This is a genomic window from Staphylococcus sp. GDY8P54P, from assembly GCF_017892645.1.
Taxonomy (GTDB): domain Bacteria; phylum Bacillota; class Bacilli; order Staphylococcales; family Staphylococcaceae; genus Staphylococcus; species Staphylococcus ureilyticus.
This window is the reverse complement of the sequence record NZ_JAESLN010000028.1, coordinates 126,366-143,162: the sequence shown is the minus strand read 5'-3', so window position 1 is coordinate 143,162 and position 16,797 is coordinate 126,366. Positions and strand designations below refer to the sequence as shown.

General features: G+C 32.7%; 14 protein-coding genes. All 14 read right to left on the bottom strand.

Annotated features, from left to right (window positions below; genetic code table 11):
- Nucleotides 1-45: 45 nt before the first annotated feature.
- Nucleotides 46-264 (bottom strand): RNA chaperone Hfq, encoded by a 219-nt coding sequence (gene hfq / locus KA883_RS09360; RefSeq protein ID WP_046208590.1) that lies wholly within the window; start codon nt 262-264, stop codon nt 46-48.
- 1 nt (nt 265) lies between these two features.
- A complete protein-coding gene (miaA, locus tag KA883_RS09355) occupies nt 266-1,213 on the bottom strand; it encodes a tRNA (adenosine(37)-N6)-dimethylallyltransferase MiaA (protein ID WP_046208591.1) in 948 nt (315 codons plus the stop codon).
- Nucleotides 1,214-1,228: 15 nt separating this feature from the next.
- Nucleotides 1,229-2,170 (bottom strand): alpha/beta hydrolase, encoded by a 942-nt coding sequence (locus KA883_RS09350; RefSeq protein WP_046208592.1) that lies wholly within the window; start codon nt 2,168-2,170, stop codon nt 1,229-1,231.
- A 278-nt stretch (nt 2,171-2,448) separates the two neighbouring features.
- Nucleotides 2,449-4,122 (bottom strand): glycerol-3-phosphate dehydrogenase/oxidase, encoded by a 1,674-nt coding sequence (locus KA883_RS09345; RefSeq protein WP_046208593.1) that lies wholly within the window; start codon nt 4,120-4,122, stop codon nt 2,449-2,451.
- Nucleotides 4,123-4,269: 147 nt separating this feature from the next.
- Nucleotides 4,270-5,772, bottom strand: a complete 1,503-nt coding sequence (glpK, locus tag KA883_RS09340) for a glycerol kinase GlpK (protein ID WP_046208594.1) — start codon at nt 5,770-5,772, stop codon at nt 4,270-4,272.
- Between the two features lie 177 nt (nt 5,773-5,949).
- Nucleotides 5,950-6,768, bottom strand: coding sequence for an MIP/aquaporin family protein (locus KA883_RS09335; protein ID WP_046208595.1), 819 nt, complete (start codon nt 6,766-6,768; stop codon nt 5,950-5,952).
- A 171-nt stretch (nt 6,769-6,939) separates the two neighbouring features.
- Nucleotides 6,940-7,974, bottom strand: a complete 1,035-nt coding sequence (locus tag KA883_RS09330) for a S66 family peptidase (RefSeq protein WP_046208596.1) — start codon at nt 7,972-7,974, stop codon at nt 6,940-6,942.
- A 107-nt stretch (nt 7,975-8,081) separates the two neighbouring features.
- Nucleotides 8,082-8,615, bottom strand: coding sequence for a glycerol-3-phosphate responsive antiterminator (locus KA883_RS09325; protein ID WP_046208731.1), 534 nt, complete (start codon nt 8,613-8,615; stop codon nt 8,082-8,084).
- A 13-nt stretch (nt 8,616-8,628) separates the two neighbouring features.
- Nucleotides 8,629-10,590, bottom strand: a complete 1,962-nt coding sequence (mutL, locus tag KA883_RS09320; RefSeq protein WP_046208597.1) for a DNA mismatch repair endonuclease MutL — start codon at nt 10,588-10,590, stop codon at nt 8,629-8,631.
- A 15-nt stretch (nt 10,591-10,605) separates the two neighbouring features.
- Nucleotides 10,606-13,227: a DNA mismatch repair protein MutS gene (mutS, locus tag KA883_RS09315; RefSeq protein ID WP_481906485.1), complete on the bottom strand. Its 2,622-nt coding sequence runs from the start codon at nt 13,225-13,227 to the stop codon at nt 10,606-10,608.
- A 433-nt stretch (nt 13,228-13,660) separates the two neighbouring features.
- Nucleotides 13,661-14,149, bottom strand: coding sequence for an energy coupling factor transporter S component ThiW (gene thiW / locus KA883_RS09310; protein ID WP_046208599.1), 489 nt, complete (start codon nt 14,147-14,149; stop codon nt 13,661-13,663).
- 49 nt (nt 14,150-14,198) lie between these two features.
- Nucleotides 14,199-14,543, bottom strand: a complete 345-nt coding sequence (locus tag KA883_RS09305; RefSeq protein ID WP_210139960.1) for a YlbF/YmcA family competence regulator — start codon at nt 14,541-14,543, stop codon at nt 14,199-14,201.
- Nucleotides 14,543-16,084 (bottom strand): tRNA (N6-isopentenyl adenosine(37)-C2)-methylthiotransferase MiaB, encoded by a 1,542-nt coding sequence (miaB, locus tag KA883_RS09300; RefSeq protein ID WP_046208601.1) that lies wholly within the window; start codon nt 16,082-16,084, stop codon nt 14,543-14,545. Before miaB ends, KA883_RS09305 begins: the two co-directional genes overlap by 1 nt.
- A gap of 380 nt (nt 16,085-16,464) precedes the next feature.
- Nucleotides 16,465-16,761 (bottom strand): thiamine-binding protein, encoded by a 297-nt coding sequence (locus KA883_RS09295; RefSeq protein ID WP_046208602.1) that lies wholly within the window; start codon nt 16,759-16,761, stop codon nt 16,465-16,467.
- Nucleotides 16,762-16,797 lie beyond the last annotated feature (36 nt).

Sequence of the window (16,797 nt, the reverse complement as noted above, 5' to 3'; positions counted from 1 at the left end):
GCTTTCTTCTTTAAAAGTATGCAAAAATAAATTGTTTTTTTAATGTTATACTTCTTCTACTGCATCATCAAGTGTGAATGTACTGATAGCATGTTTATAAATAAGATGTTGCTTTCCTTGTGTTAATAAACAAACCAAATTGTCATCATAATCTTCGATAATACCTTTCATTTGAAAACCATTCACTAAAAATACGATAACTTTCGTTTGATCAGCCTTAAATTGTCCTAGGAATTTATCTTGGATGTTTTCTGTTGTATTCATGTTATGTTCTCCTTTTCTTTATTTGGACTGAAACTTCATCTAACATCAATGAAAGTGACATTATCTCTCTATCTAACCATACTACGTCGAGCTTGTTTTTGAACCAAGTCATTTGTCTTTTAGCATAATTTCTAGAATGCTTTTTCAATTTATTTGTTGCTTCGGCTAGACTAGCCTCATTTTTAATTACAGGTAACATCTCTTTATATCCGATAGCTTGCATACTTTGACAAGTCTCAAAACCATCTTCAACGAGTTGTTTCACTTCATTTAGTAATCCGCGTTCCAACATTATATCTACACGTTTATTAATTCTTTGATATAAAGTTTCGCGTGACATTTCTATCCCTATTAATAATGTATCATAATTTTCTGTATATTGTTGATTTTTCTTGCGTGAACTTAAAAGTTTTTTTGTTTTTAAATAATATTCAATCGCTCTACGTACCCTTTTACGATTATTTGGGTGAATAGTATCAGCTGAATCTTTATCTATCGAAGCTAAATAATCATGCAATACTTCATTTGATAATGAATCTAATTCATTTAGCGTATGGTCTACTTTAATTTGTTGTGCTTCAGATATCGTTTCATCTTCGAAAGCATAATTATAAATTAATGATTGGATATACAAACCTGTACCGCCTACGATGATAGGCATATGACCTCTAGCCGTAATTTCATCTATTAAATTTTGCGCTCTATTTTTAAAATCATACGCAGAAAATGTTTCATCAGGTTCAAGAATATCTATCATATGATGTGGAATATCCGCCATCTCTTCTCTATTTATTTTTGCTGTTCCAATATCCATATGTTTATAGACTTGCATAGAATCTCCGCTAATAATTTCACCATTAAATCTTTTAGCCAATTCGATGCTTAATTCTGTTTTACCAACAGCTGTTGGACCAACTAATGCAATTATAAAAGGTTTATCGCTCTGCACTTATATCAACTCTCTTTATGCTTTATCTACTCTGTTATATTTTTTTAAAATTTGTCTTTCTATCCAATCATACATATGTTGCCACGTAGTCGTAGCATCTTTTTCAAATAATACTTCATGTCTTTTATTTTTGTATAAATGTACTGTAATATGATGAATTTTACCCTTTTTATATAGTTTTCCTAAATGTCTAATCCCTTTTCCATAATTGCCTATCGCATCATCTTTTCCAGAAATTAGTAAAATAGGAAGATCTGACTTCATTTTTTTTATGTTTTTTAATTTGCTTGTCTGTAACATATACTTTACTGTTTCAAAAATCAGTTGATTTGAGACTAAAAATCCAGTAAAAGGGTCTTTTTCAAATTTTTCAACTTCTTGGTCATCGCTGGATAACCAATCATTTTTCGATTTGTTGTTTTCTATATTTTTATTGAAAGTTTTATACATTATTTGGTTTAACCATTTCAAACGACGTCTTTTACCAGTTATTAAAGTGATAAGTTTTAAAATTATTTGTACGCATTTCCCTAAAAACTTAGGGTATTGCATTGTTCCTGATAGAATCATGCCTTGTGCAACATCGGGATATTTTTGGGTGAAAATTCTAGCAATAATAGAACCCATTGAATGCCCCAATATAATATATGGCGTATGCACAGTATCTGAATACAACGTCTGTGCAATTTCAAAAGTATCATCTGCCACTTGCTCCATACTATCAATGTGACCACGTTCATATGATGCTATATCTTTACCATGCCCTCTATGGTTGTGTCGTAGTACATCATATCCTTGTTGGTTTAATGAATCAATAAGTGCATCATATCGATCCATATGTTCTGCCATGCCATGAAGTAAGTGTATAACACCAATCGTGTCTTTTTTCGCCTTATTCAATTTCACTTCTAAAGTCGTTCCATCTGCAACAGTGATTTTAAACTCATTTCCACTCATGTTTTACCCCCAAATCACGTTTCATTTCATTCATCATACATTATACAATATACCTTCAAAATACACTGTTTTCAAATACAATGCTATTCGGCTCATCACTTGTTACAGCGCTATTATTGATAAAATTAAATGCAAAACTTCATTAAAAATATAAAAACCCCTCCAAAGTCTACATTTTTTAATGTCTACTTTGAAGGGAAAGAACTAATGTTCAAAATTTAAATCTACTAACTCATTATTGGATAAAGATCAAATGTTAGATTCGGACAATATTTAATTTATTCTTTAACTGCAGGTTGATTATTACCTGTTTGTGCTTCATCAATTGCAGTTTGAAGTTCTTTTGTAAACAAGTCTTTTTGAATATCTGTGTAACCTAGTAATTCAGTCATTACATCAATAACTTGCTCTTTATAATTGAGAACGTCATCTATTTTGAAATAAAGTTTACCAGTACGACGAATAAAGAAATCTGTTGGACGATGAACCATTTCGTTTTGAATAGAATAAATCAATTCTGTATAAATATCTAATGGTAAACCAGATTCTTGATATTGTGCTGTTTGAGCAATTTTGAATAATTCTTCTACATTTGAACCATATTTCGTTGCAAAATGACGTGCTGTCGCATCATCTATTTGATAAGCTTTAGCATCTTCAACTTTTTTATCAATAAATTTATCAAAGTTTGCACTACCACCAACATCTCCACCAGAAATTGGTAAGTGTTTTGTAGCACATTTATCAAATTTCAAACCGTATTCTGATTTTAAGCGTTTAGATAAAAGGTCTACAATTTCTAATGCCATATGACGATAACCAGTTAATTTACCACCAGCAATTGTAAGTAGGCCTGATTTACCTTCCCAAACTTCATCTTTACGAGAAATTTCTGATGGGTCTTTACCTTCTTCTAAAATTAATGGTCTTACGCCAGCCCATGATGACTCAATATCTTCATCAGCTACATTTACATCTGGGAACATATAGTTGATCGCATCAATTAAGTAATCTCTGTCTTCTTGTGTAGCTAATGGTGATGTTTTATCGTTATCGTAAAATGTATCTGTTGTACCTACATATGCTTTACCTTCACGAGGGATCGCAAAAATCATACGTCCATCTTTTTCAGTATCAAAGTATACTGCTTGTCCTAATGGGAATTTTGATTGATCAATAACAATATGAACACCTTTTGTTAAACGTAATTGTTTGTTATTACGTGCATAATCACCACTACGTACTTCATCTACCCATGGGCCACTTGCATTGATTACTTTTTTAGCCTTAATTGGATAAGTCTCACCAGAAATTTGGTCTTCTGCATGAATACCGTTGACCTTTTCATTTGAATCATATGTGAAATGTACTGATTTCGTATGATTGATTACTGTGGCACCTTTTTCAGCTGCACGTTTCATGACTTCAATTGTTAAACGCGCATCATCTGTACGATATTCAACATAAGATCCGCCACCTTTTAATCCTGATTTTTTAACAAGTGGCTCTTTCGCTAACGTTTCTTTAGCATTTAACATTGTTTTACGTTCTGATTTTTTAACGCCTGCTAGTCTATCATACATTGCTAAGCCAATAGATGTAGTAAATTTACCCATAGAGCCACCTTTATGCATTGGCAATAGCATACGTTCAGGTGTCGTTACGTGAGGCCCATTTTCATATACAATTGCACGTTCACGTCCAGTTTCTGCTACAACGCCAACTTGCAATTGTTTCAAGTAACGCAACCCACCATGCACTAATTTTGTTGAACGTGAACTTGTACCTTGTGCAAAGTCTTGCATTTCTACTAACGCGACTTTCATACCTCTTTGTGTTGCATCTAATGCAATACCTGCACCAGTAATACCTCCACCGATAATGACAACATCAAAAGTATCATTTTTTAAATCTTGCTTAATCTGTTCTCTTTTCAAAGTTGATAAACTCATAAAATCTAGCGCCTCCTAGTAGTAATAAAAAAAGAGAGACCTATCCCATACATATATAATTGTACGAACAGTGTCTCTCAATTCTCATCTCGATAATATTAACTTACCCTTATTATAGCATAAGAAACTTAGATAAGTCTAATTCTTTTATTCTTCGTCTAACTTAAAGACTTGAGTGGCCTCTACAGCTTTTTTCCAGCCTTTGTATAATTTATTTCTTTCTTTTTCTTCCATATCTGGATTAAATTCTTTTTCAAGTTTCCAACGGTTAGCAATTTCATCTTTACTATCCCAGAAACCTACAGCTAAACCAGCTAAATAAGCGGCACCTAAAGCTGTTGTTTCGTTAATTTCTGGACGTTCCACACTCACGTTTAATAGGTCTGATTGGAATTGCATAATAAAATTATTTTTAACAGCACCACCGTCGACACGTAGGTTATTTACTGTAATATCAGAATCTTTTTCCATTGCTTCAAGCACATCACGTGTTTGATAACACAATGATTCTAATGTAGCACGAATAAAGTGTTCTTTTTCAGTACCACGCGTTAAACCAAAGATTGCTCCACGTGCATCAGCATCCCAATATGGTGTTCCTAAACCTACGAATGCTGGCACAACATAAACACCTTCCGTAGATTCTACACGTTCCGCGTAATTTTCTGATTGTGGTGCAGAATTAATCATTCTCAATCCATCTCTCAACCATTGAATAGCTGATCCTGAAACAAAGATAGAACCTTCAAGTGCATAATTAACTTTTCCGTCTAGTCCATAGGCAATTGTTGTTAATAATCCACTTTCAGATGCTACAGCTTCTTCACCAGTGTTCATCAGCATAAAGCCACCTGTACCGTAAGTGTTTTTTACATCTCCACGTTCAAAGCATGCTTGACCAAATAATGCTGCCTGTTGGTCACCTGCAATACCAGCAATTGGAATTTCTTGTCCGAAGAAATGATAATCAATGGTATTTGCATAAACTTCACTAGATTCTTTAACCTCAGGTAACATAGTATTTGGAATTTCTAATATATCCAATAATTCTTGGTCCCATTCTAAATCATGGATATTATAAATCAACGTACGGCTTGCATTCGTATAATCTGTAATATGAGCTTTACCACCAGATAATTTCCACACTAGCCAAGAATCAATAGTACCGAATAATAAATCTCCATTATCAGCTTTCTCTCTAGCACCTTCCACATTATCTAGAATCCATTTAACTTTTGTTCCAGCAAAATATGGATCTAGTAAAAGACCTGTTTTTTCTCTAAATTTATCTTCTAAACCTTGTTCTTTTAATTCTTGACAAATGCCTTGAGTTTGACGAGATTGCCAAACAATCGCATGATACACTGGTCTTGATGTTTTCTTATCCCATACTACCGTAGTTTCACGTTGGTTTGTAATACCAATACCAGCTATTTGATCTGCACCGATGTTTTCTTCATTTAAAACTTCCGCCATAACAGCTAAAACGGACGTCCAAATTTCATTGGCATCATGTTCTACCCAGCCTGATTTTGGAAAATATTGTTTGAATTCACGCTGTGCAACTCCTTTAATTTTTCCATCTTGATCAAATAGAATTGCTCTCGAACTCGTAGTGCCTTGGTCGATTGACAAAATATATTTTTCCATAATGATTAGCTCCCTCTTCAAATGTTCGTAATACGAATTACATATGTAATTCACATTGATATATATATTTCTCTGTACCCAATTTTTATTAGTTCACTCAACTAATAATTTTATATTAATACAATGACAATAATATCTAGTTATATTTTAACGTAAATACACTTAAATTAAACGTAATTAATATATAGTTTCTATACCTTTAGCATTTTTCGCTTTATTTAACGTTACGCCTAAAATAAGTGTGATAATTAATAATACGATAGCAACTACCGACATTGTATCAAATGCACCTTTGTAAAATAATCTGTAAATCACTGCACCAATCATACCACCAGTTACAGGCCCTAACACAGGTACAATTGCATATGACCAATTAGAATCACCTTTACCTGCGATTGGTAAAATCGCATGTGCAATACGTGGACCTAAATCACGAGCTGGGTTAATTGCATAACCTGTTGGCCCACCTAGACTTAATCCAATTGCAACGATTAAACTACCGACAATTAATGGATTTAAACCATCAGCAATTTTGTTCATACCAATGAATAAAAGCCCCATTGTTAAAATACCTGTACCAATAATTTCACTCATGAAGTTTGCAAAATAGTTTTTAATGGCAGGTGCTGTAGAAAATACAGCTAATTTTGTGCCTTGGTCTTCTGTGGCTTTCCATTGTACTAAATACATTAACCAAACTAATGCACCACCAACGATACCACCTAGAATTTGACAGATAATATAGCCTGGCACCATAGCCCAACTAATGGCACCATCCATGGCAAATGCTAAAGTAACTGCAGGATTTAAATGTGCACCTGAAATATTACCTACCGCGTACACTCCCATAGTAACTGCTAATCCCCAACCTGTAGCAATAACAATCCAATCTGCGCCATTCCCATTACTTCTTTTTAAGTTGACGTTTGCAACAACGCCTCCCCCAAATAGTATAAGTATTGCTGTTCCCAAAAATTCAGCAAAATATTCACTCATAAAGACTCCTCCTAAAATAAGACAGGGAGACCCCTACAATTATATCCAGTTGTGAACCACCGGTTTAATTACTGTAGAAATCTCCCATCTCTGTTCTAAATATTAACTTGTGTACATCTTACACCGTTGTTGTAAGCGTTGTCAAATACTTTGTAAAAAAGTTGTCACAACTCAAGTTGATATCACACTATTTTCATCAATACTAAATTGACTAGTCAATGGGTCAATTTGTGCCGTTAACCCATAAGGAATCGCATGTTTGGGCTCGTTATGACCAAATGATAAATTATAAAAAACTACCATTTTAGGATTATTGCTTTTTTTAATTATTTTTAATATCTCTCTTTTATAATTTTCATAATATACATTATTAAATGGCTTGCCAAAAATCATACCATTCAGGTGATTTAAAATCCCTTGCTTCAGCAATTCCTCTAAATATTTAGCAAACATATCAGGTGTAGGTGTGTCTTCTGAGGTTTCTAAAAATAATATTGCACCATTAAATGCTTCAATTTCAGGAAATATTGATGTATGCATTAAATCAACAAAAGTTTCTAGATTTCCACCTAAAAGGTGTCCGCTCACTTTTTTATTTCCATTTAATATTTCGTATTCTTTTTGTTCTATTTTAGCTCTACATGTATATTTGTTTTGTTTATTCCATTTTAATCCATATGGTCTCATATAAAATGCTGGTTCTATTTTTCCTATTTTATTTGTATTAAACCAACACTTGTTAATATTCTCTACTGTATATGTATCCATTGCTATATTTTCTGCAAAGTCAGTAAGTAATGCCTGACCATAAAAACTAACTATTCCCATTTTATAAAACATCAAATGTACTGTTGTTGTATCTGAATAACCACTGAATATTTTAGGGTTGTTTGCAATTGCTTGGAAATCTACATAAGGTAAAATACGTATCGCATCTTCTCCGCCAATACAACTAATAATAGCTTTAACTTCTTGATCTTTTACTGCTTCATTTAAATCTTTAGCTCTACATTCTGGATGATTGTGAATAAACGCTACACCTTTTAAGGCATTTGGCATTACTTTGACTTTTAAGCCAAATTCATTTTCCAAACGTTGAATGCCTTGTCGAGTTCGCCATAACATATTACTTTCACCTGCTAAACCAGAAGAAAGAGACACAATTGCTACTGTGTCTCCTACTTTCAATTGCTTTGGTTTTATCATTGTCGTCATCCCCTTATACTCGTTCACAACGATTGATTACAAATAAATGAATCAATAATATGGAAATAGTTAAATTTTTATCATTTTAGTGACAATACATGATTCGATTACCATAGTGATCGGTCACTAGTTGTAATATATTTTGCACCATTTGAAACTGCAACATCTACTTCTTCTTTGCTATTTATGAGCCCACCTGCAATTACTGCAGTATTCGTTTCTTCGTTAATGATACGTATTGCTTTAGTAGCAATACCAGGTAAAACTTCCACAAAATCTGGTTCTACACGCTTAATCAATTCGATACTTCTAGATAGTGCATGACTATCTAATACAAACACTCTGAACACGGTTGTAGTATTTAATGATTTTGCTTTATTAATTACTTTTGTCTTAGTTGAAACGATGCCTTTAGGATGATAATTTTGAATGATATATTCACAAGCAAATTCATCATGGCTCATACCTTTGATTAAATCGATATGCATGTATGTTTCAATCTTATTCTTGTTTAATAGACCCATAATACTTTTAACATGTCCGATATGCGCATCTAACATGACACATGCCTTGTAATCGGTCATCGTTAATTTTTCTAAATCTTTCATTGAGCGAACTGCAGGCAAAATATGCGGTTTCAACATGAATTCCTCCTTAGACAATACGTTTAAATAGGCGTTCTAATTCATAATTTGAGAAATTAATAATAATGGGTCTACCGTGTGGACAGGTAAATGGGTCTTCAGTGTCTCTCAATTGATTAACTAAATCTGCCATCTCGTTATTTTTTAGATAGTGGTTAGCCTTGATTGATTTTTTACAGCTCATCATAATCGCAGCTTCTTCACGAATTTTTCTCACGTCAACTTTTTTATGTTCTAATACATATTCGATCATATCCTTGATGATTTCTTCAGCTTCTTCTTTAGGAAACCATACTGGATAGCTATCTACAATGTAATCATGTCCACCAAATGGTTCTAAATGCACGCCTACTTTATCTAATTCATCTTTATATTGATTAATTATCATTAATTCATCTTTTGAAAAATGGAAAGTTAATGGAATCAATAAATTTTGACTTTCATTTACAACATCACCAATTTTTTCTCTGAAATATTCATACTTTATTCTTTCTTGAGCTGCGTGTTGATCAATCATAAACATACCATTTTCATTTTGAGCGATGATGTAAGTGCCATGCACTTGTCCAACAATTTCCATATAAGGTATTCTACGTGTTGGCGAAGCACTCACGCGCCCTTTAATATCTTCTTCACCATTGTCTTGTAAAATGTTATCCGCGGTTGATACTTCGTTATCAGTAGAATCACTACTTGTCGTTTCTAAATCATAAAGCAAATCATTTTGTATTTTCTTATAATCATCATAATCATTTTGTGACTCCTGAATGCCGCTTCGTTCATTATCCGGTTGATTTATATAGGATGTTGAATTGTCTGCACTTGCGTTATTTGCATTATTCACGTTTGGTTCACTTGATTGCTCAACATTTTGCTCAAGGTTATTTTGTTGTTGCCGTTTTTCGAAGTCCATTTTCTGTTGCTCAAATTGGTCTAATACCTTGTTTTTCTTCGTCATTTTATCCATATCATTTTGAGGAATTAAAATACGATCTTTAAATGCTTCACGAATTTTTGTCACAATTAATTCAAAAAGCTGGTCTTCTTTTGATAACCTTACCTCTAGTTTAGTTGGGTGCACATTAACATCTACCAATATCGGATCCATTTCAATGTTGATATAGCATATTGGATAACGACCGACCATTAATAAAGTATGATAGCCCTCTAAAATTGCTTTATTTAATAAGAAGTTTTTAATATATCTGCCATTAATAAAGATAGAAATATAATGCTTATTACTTCTAGAATGTTCTGGCTTTGCAAAATAAGCATCTAAATGATAATCACTTGTATCACCCGTTACATGAACTAGATCTTTTGCAATTTTCATACCATAAATTTCTGCCATGACTTCATTTGTTCTACCTGATCCATTTGTTTTTAATATTGTTTTACCATCAGAAACTAGTGAAATACGAATATCAGGATGACTCATAGCCATACGGTTCACGATATCTGTAATCTTTCCAAGTTCTGTATAGAGACTTTTAATATATTTTAAACGTGCTGGCGTATTATAAAACAATGACTCTACCAAAATATCTGTGCCTCTTTTTGCTTTAGCTGGTTTTCGATTTAAAACTTCCCCATTTTCCACATAAATTTCTTGGCCTTCTTGATTATCTGTACATGTTTTCAATGTCACCTTAGAAACTGAAGAAATACTAGCTAAAGCCTCACCGCGAAATCCTAATGTGCGAATATGGAACAAATCATCATCTGCATCTAATTTACTTGTTGCATGGCGATGGAATACTAAGTCTAAATCATCGATTTCTATACCAGTACCATTGTCAACCACACGTATAGAAGCGACTCCTGATTGTTCAACCTCTATGTTTATTTCTGTCGCTTGAGCATCAATTGCATTTTCCAATAATTCTTTCACAACCGATCCAGGTCTTTCTACTACTTCACCGGCTGCTATTTTATTTGCTAAAGATGTCTGTAATTCTTTTATTTTACCCATTGAATGACCTCACCTCTATTTTAACTGTTTTTGTAATTCACTAAGTTTTACTAGAGCTTCTATCGGTGTCATATTCGATAAATTTAATTGCTTAATTTCAGTCTCTACTTCACTTTGTTCCGCAGGATAATCAAACAAATCAAAAGCTGCTTGTTCAAATTGGTGGCTACTTTGTGCTTGCTTGTCATCGTTATAGCTGTGCTCGTTTTCAGATACAAATGATTTTTCTATCGGCGGTGCTTCCACGCCCGATTTAACAACGTTCATTTGTTCATTTGTCGCTTGTCCATGATTATTATTTTGTTCAAATGCATCTAGAATCACTTGTGCACGTGATATAACTGCTTCTGGTAAATGTGCTAACTTCGCAACTTGGATACCATAACTATCATCGACAGCCCCGTCTTTAACTTTGTGTAAGAAGATAAGCTCACCTTTGTATTCATTTGCTGCAACATGAACATTTTTCAACGAAGGCAACGACTGATCTAATGTTGTTAACTCGTGATAATGTGTAGAGAATAATGTCTTAGCATGAGAAGTATGTGCCACGAATTCAATCATTGCTTGTGCCAATGCTAATCCATCATAAGTAGAGGTTCCCCTACCTATTTCATCAAAAATAATTAAACTATTTTCTGTAGCGTTAGCGAGTGCTTTTTGTGCTTCCAACATCTCAACCATAAATGTACTTTTACCAGAAACTAAATCATCTGCAGCTCCAATTCTTGTAAATATTTGATCAAAAACTGGTAATACAGCTGTTTCACACGGCACATAAGCACCCATTTGTGCCATAATGCTTATGATTGCAACTTGTCTCATATAAGTAGATTTCCCAGACATATTAGGTCCAGTGATTAAATAGATAAACGTATCTTGATCTAAATTACAATCATTTGGCACATAGTCGTTGTGATCCATAACGCGTTCTACAACAGGATGTCTCGAATTTGTTAATTTAAGTGTTTTGTCTTCGCTAAATGCAGGTCTTGCATAATTATATTTTTGTGCTATCTCGGCAAAACTTTGCAAACAATCCAATTCAGAAATAACTTTTGCTTGTTTTTGTAAGCGTTCTGTATATGTCTTTATTTGTTCACGTAATTCAACGAATAATTGATATTCTAATTCAATCGCTTTATCTTCAGCGCCTAATATAATGTCTTCTTTTTCTTTTAATTCATCCGTAATAAACCGTTCTGCATTTGATAAGGTTTGTTTACGATGATAACCATATGCAGAAGGGTCAAAACCTTGCAAGTTGGCTCTTGTAATTTCAATAAAGTATCCAAACACTTTGTTAAAGCTAATCTTCAGTGATTTAATACCAGTGCGTTGACGCTCCTTAGTCTGAAGTTCAGCCAACCAAGATTTACCATTCTTCGATGCTTCTAAATATTCATCTAGCTCCTGATTAAACCCTTTTTTGAATAATCCACCTTCTTTAACAGATATTGGCGGTTCTTCTTTCAAACTATTTTCTAATAATGCTAACAGTTCATCTAAAGGTTCAAGAGCTTTAAATTGCTCAGTAGTTTCTGTATCTAAACGATCTAATAATTGCTTAATATTGGGTATTTCAGAAATTGAATGTTTGAGTTGAATTAGATCTCTAGCATTTACATTACCATAACTCACTCGACCAACTAAGCGCTCGATATCATATACTTGATTAAGATGTTCTCTCAATGTATCTCTCTCTATAAAAAAGTCTATAAATTGCTCAACTGTATCTAGACGTGATTCAATTTGATTTTTGTGGATTAACGGTCTATCAATCCATTGTTTTAATCTTCTTGCACCCATAGGGGTCTTAGTTTCATCCATCAACCATAGCAATGTCCCTTTTTTACTTTTCAGACGAATACTTTCTGTCAATTCTAAATTTCTTTTTGCATAAAAGTCCATTTTCATAAAATCTACTGCTTCATATTTAACAACAGTTTCTATATGAGATAGATCTCGTTTTTGCGTATGAAAAATATAATCAAGTAATAACTGAGTCGCATTGTATAAAGATTGTTCGTTACTAGTATTTACTGCATAATGTGCATCTGATATTTCATTCAATACTGTAATCGTTTCAGTTGTTAAACTTATTTGACGTTTTAGTTCTTCATCAATATGCTCATTTACCACGATTTCATTTGGATTAATGGTTGTTATTTCATTTATTAATGTAGCTTGATCGTTAAAGGAAGTTACTTTTAGTTCTCCCGTAGACACATCACAATAGCTTAATGCATAACAGTCATTTATTTGTACAAAGCTCAAAATATAATTATTTTGTTTTTCATCTACGCCACCTTGATCCATAACCGTACCTGGCGTAACGATTCTAACAACTTCACGTTTCACCATTCCTTTTGTCTGTCTAGGATCTTCCATTTGCTCACAAATAGCTACTTTATATCCATTATTAATTAATGTTTCAATATAGCCATCTGCTGAGTGGTAAGGTACCCCACACATAGGAATAGGATTTTCTTTTTTAGCATCACGCTTTGTTAATGTAATCTCTAGAACTCTAGAAGCTTCTTTCGCATCTTCAAAAAACATTTCATAAAAGTCGCCTAATCTAAAAAATAATAAACAATCTTGATATTGTGATTTTATTTTTAAATATTGTTGCATCATTGGCGTTTGGTTAGTCATTTAATCTTTCACAATCCTTCTATTAGTTTCTTACTGTTATTTACAATACATTAAATAAACTATTATTTATGTATGTTATATCATTAAATCAGATGGTTGCTCACTTGTTTAACTGATTGCTATTTTTACTTTATAACTAGTTTCTATTCTTATATTATTTCGTACTTTTAAACCATATTTCGATATTTTTATTGTCCATTTAACTCTTAAATTTTAACATAACTTTAGTTTTTACGCTTATGCTTACAAATTAGGATTGATGTAAAATGTTGTCGTTTAACTACTTGATGAATGATATTTATAAAATAAAAAAGATTAAGCTTCATTTGCACATACAATTAGTTAATTACAAATCCACATTATAATTAAATCATTGATATGTTAAAAGCAATGAAACTTAACCTTTTCATATTTATAAGAATCGTTTTAAGATGCCTTTTCTTTTCATAACCATTAAAATAACATAACTAATCATTGCACCAATCACACTTGAAGCAATAAAAGCAATCATTAAAGGCTTGACAGCAAAGTTAGCAAAACCTAATACCCAGGCTAATGGTATACACATAATACTACCAATGATGCCTGTACCTATAACTTCACCGATTGCTGCCATAAAAATATGCTTGCGATAAAAGTAAAAACCACTTGCTAATAATACACCTACCATACTTCCAGGAAATGCAAAGAAACTACCGGTACCAAACACCATTCTTAACAGCGAAGAAATAAACGCTTGTGCCAGACCAAACCAAGGTCCCACAAATACCGCACATATCACATTGATTAAATGTTGTATAGGCGCCGCTTTGATAGGCCCAAGTGGTATAACAACAATGCTACTTAACACTACATTTATTGCAATCAATATCGCAGTCAGTGTTAATTTTCTTGTTTTCATATTGCTCATTTCCTTTCTACATATGGATTATGCATTAATCTTTATCTTGTTAAATTTCATTTAAACGGTTTGACATCGTACTAATCATCATTTGCAATAAGTCATTTGCCTCCGCTTGTGATTCTCTAAATTCTTCAACAATAGGTATAATATTGAGGTTTTGCTCGATATCTTGAATTTTATCTTCAGACTGACGCAGTGCCTGCTGTTTACCATAATTTTGTAAATTAACAGACTGTTTCTGCGTTTTTTTCAAGTCTTTCATACGCGTTTCAATATTTTTATTTTGATGAATTTGCTGTTCAATCGCTTGATATTCTTTAACAGTGTCTAATGATTGAATACGTTGACTGAGTTTATCTGCCTCTGCCAATATTTCATCTTTTTCATACATTATTGTGTCACCACTGCTTTTTTACTAACGCCTAAAAACGTACCATTCAATGAAAACTGTTTAGCTTCATCAACTTTTACATCAACAATCTTTCCAATCATTTCTTTAGGTGCTTTAAAATTAACTAGTTTATTTTTATTCGTATAACCTGCAAGTACTGTATCATCTTTCTTACTAGCACCTTCACAAAGAACTTGTACTGTTTGGCCTTCATATTGTGCCATAGCTTGTTCAGAATAATAGGCTACTTTTTTATTTAACTGTTGTAATCTTGACTTTTTTTCCTCTAATGGTACATTATCTTTCATTTTAGCTGCTGGCGTGCCATCTCTTTGAGAATAAATATACGTATATGCATGTTCAAATGCTACTTCATCATATAAAGTCAATGTTTCTTCAAATTGTTCTGCTGTTTCATTTGGATAGCCTACGATAATATCTGTTGTTAAAGCAACATCAGGTATTTTTGACTTAATACGATTGACTAAATCTAGATAGCTTTCTCTCGTATATTTACGTCCCATAATTTTAAGAACAGCATTATTTCCTGATTGTACGGGCAAATGCACATGTGGAACGATGTTTCCACCGTTAGCAATCACTTCTATCATACGATCGGTGAAATCCCATGGGTGACTCGTAGTGAAACGTACTCTAGGAATATCTATTTTCGAAATATCTTCTAGCAAGTCGCCAAGTCCATATTCTAATCCATCAATATCTTTACCATATGAATTAACATTTTGACCTAATAGTGTAACTTCTTGATATCCTTGACGAGCTAAATCTCTAACTTCGTCTATAATATCTTGTGGTCTTCTACTTCGCTCTTTACCTCGTGTAAATGGCACAATACAGTATGTACAGAATTTGTCACAACCATACATGATATTAACCCATGCTTTTATATTACCTTTTCTGACTTTAGGTAAATTTTCAATTACATCGCCTTCTTTAGACCAAACTTCTACCACCATTGCTTTTGAGAGATAAGCTTCTTCGAGTATTTCAGGCAGTCTGTGTATATTATGCGTACCAAAAATCATATCCACATTTTGATATGATTTTAATATTTTATTCACGACTGATTCTTCTTGAGACATACAACCGCAAACACCAATAACTGTTTCAGGTTTTTCTTTTTTCAAGTGTTTTAAATTGCCAATCTCGCTAAACACTTTATTCTCTGCATTTTCACGAATTGCACAAGTGTTAATTAAAATAACATCCGCTTCATCGATTTCTTCTGTTGGCTGATAACCTAAAGCACTTAAAATACCTGCCATTACTTCTGTATCATGTGCATTCATTTGGCAACCATATGTTTTTATTAAAAATGTTTTACCTTTACCCATACCACGATATTTTTCATCGATTTGAAAATCACGGTTATAATGTACTTCTTCTTTACCACGTTTACGTGCTTCTTTTAAACTTGGTGGTTGGTATACATGCTCAAAATACTTACTATAATCTTTTGTCTTCTTATCGCGCTCGGCCAAAACATCTATAGAAGTTTGCTTTCTTTGTTCTTCATTCACGCTAACAAAACCCTTTCTATATCATAAAAACTATGAACAAACGCATTAAAATAGATCTTATCTCGCTGTTTTACAATCGAGTCGTTCAAAGTTCTATAACTTTATCTATAATCATTATTTCATTATATTAAATTTAGCAATAAAGTGCAAAAGTCATCTACAATAATGAATGTTGATTTCAAAAGTACATTTTACAATAAAAACCATCTTGATTAAATATACTTTGTCCAATAACAAACATTTTTAATAAAATAATGATACAAAAATAAGGCACTTACGTATCATTTAATAACATTTATTAAATAAACGATGTACCTTATAGTTATGACTTTAATTTCAATTTTACACTATCATAATGCAATACCTTACAAGAAAACTACTTAGATTTCATCATATTTTCCAGTTAATGTTTCAATCGTTATACCTTCTGGAACATGATAAAATTTCACTTGACTGATAGTACTTGGTATTTCTAGTTCTACCATTCGCTCATTTAACTTTTGGATTAATATTAAACATTCATTCATCTCACCTTGTACAGTTGTTTCTAAAGGTCCAACGCGATATTCCAAACCAGAATCATCGATCACTTGAATTGCTTCATCTACGTAAGGTATAACATCTTCACCATTAGCAGTTTTAGGAATAATTTGTACACTCATTAAAGTATCATTCATACTTGTTCAACCCCTTAAATTTTACTTACCTTCAGT

What these genes read in the sequence shown, in the direction of transcription:
- hfq (WP_046208590.1), bottom strand. Translation starts at nt 264, where the DNA reads ATGAATACAACAGAAAACATCCAAGATAAATTCCTAGGACAATTTAAG.
- KA883_RS09350 (WP_046208592.1), bottom strand. Translation starts at nt 2,170, where the DNA reads ATGAGTGGAAATGAGTTTAAAATCACTGTTGCAGATGGAACGACTTTA.
- KA883_RS09345 (WP_046208593.1), bottom strand. Translation starts at nt 4,122, where the DNA reads ATGAGTTTATCAACTTTGAAAAGAGAACAGATTAAGCAAGATTTAAAA.
- glpK (WP_046208594.1), bottom strand. Translation starts at nt 5,772, where the DNA reads ATGGAAAAATATATTTTGTCAATCGACCAAGGCACTACGAGTTCGAGA.
- KA883_RS09335 (WP_046208595.1), bottom strand. Translation starts at nt 6,768, where the DNA reads ATGAGTGAATATTTTGCTGAATTTTTGGGAACAGCAATACTTATACTA.
- KA883_RS09330 (WP_046208596.1), bottom strand. Translation starts at nt 7,974, where the DNA reads ATGATAAAACCAAAGCAATTGAAAGTAGGAGACACAGTAGCAATTGTG.
- mutL (WP_046208597.1), bottom strand. Translation starts at nt 10,590, where the DNA reads ATGGGTAAAATAAAAGAATTACAGACATCTTTAGCAAATAAAATAGCA.
- mutS (WP_481906485.1), bottom strand. Translation starts at nt 13,227, where the DNA reads ATGCAACAATATTTAAAAATAAAATCACAATATCAAGATTGTTTATTA.
- thiW (WP_046208599.1), bottom strand. Translation starts at nt 14,149, where the DNA reads ATGAAAACAAGAAAATTAACACTGACTGCGATATTGATTGCAATAAAT.
- KA883_RS09305 (WP_210139960.1), bottom strand. Translation starts at nt 14,543, where the DNA reads ATGTATGAAAAAGATGAAATATTGGCAGAGGCAGATAAACTCAGTCAA.
- KA883_RS09295 (WP_046208602.1), bottom strand. Translation starts at nt 16,761, where the DNA reads ATGAATGATACTTTAATGAGTGTACAAATTATTCCTAAAACTGCTAAT.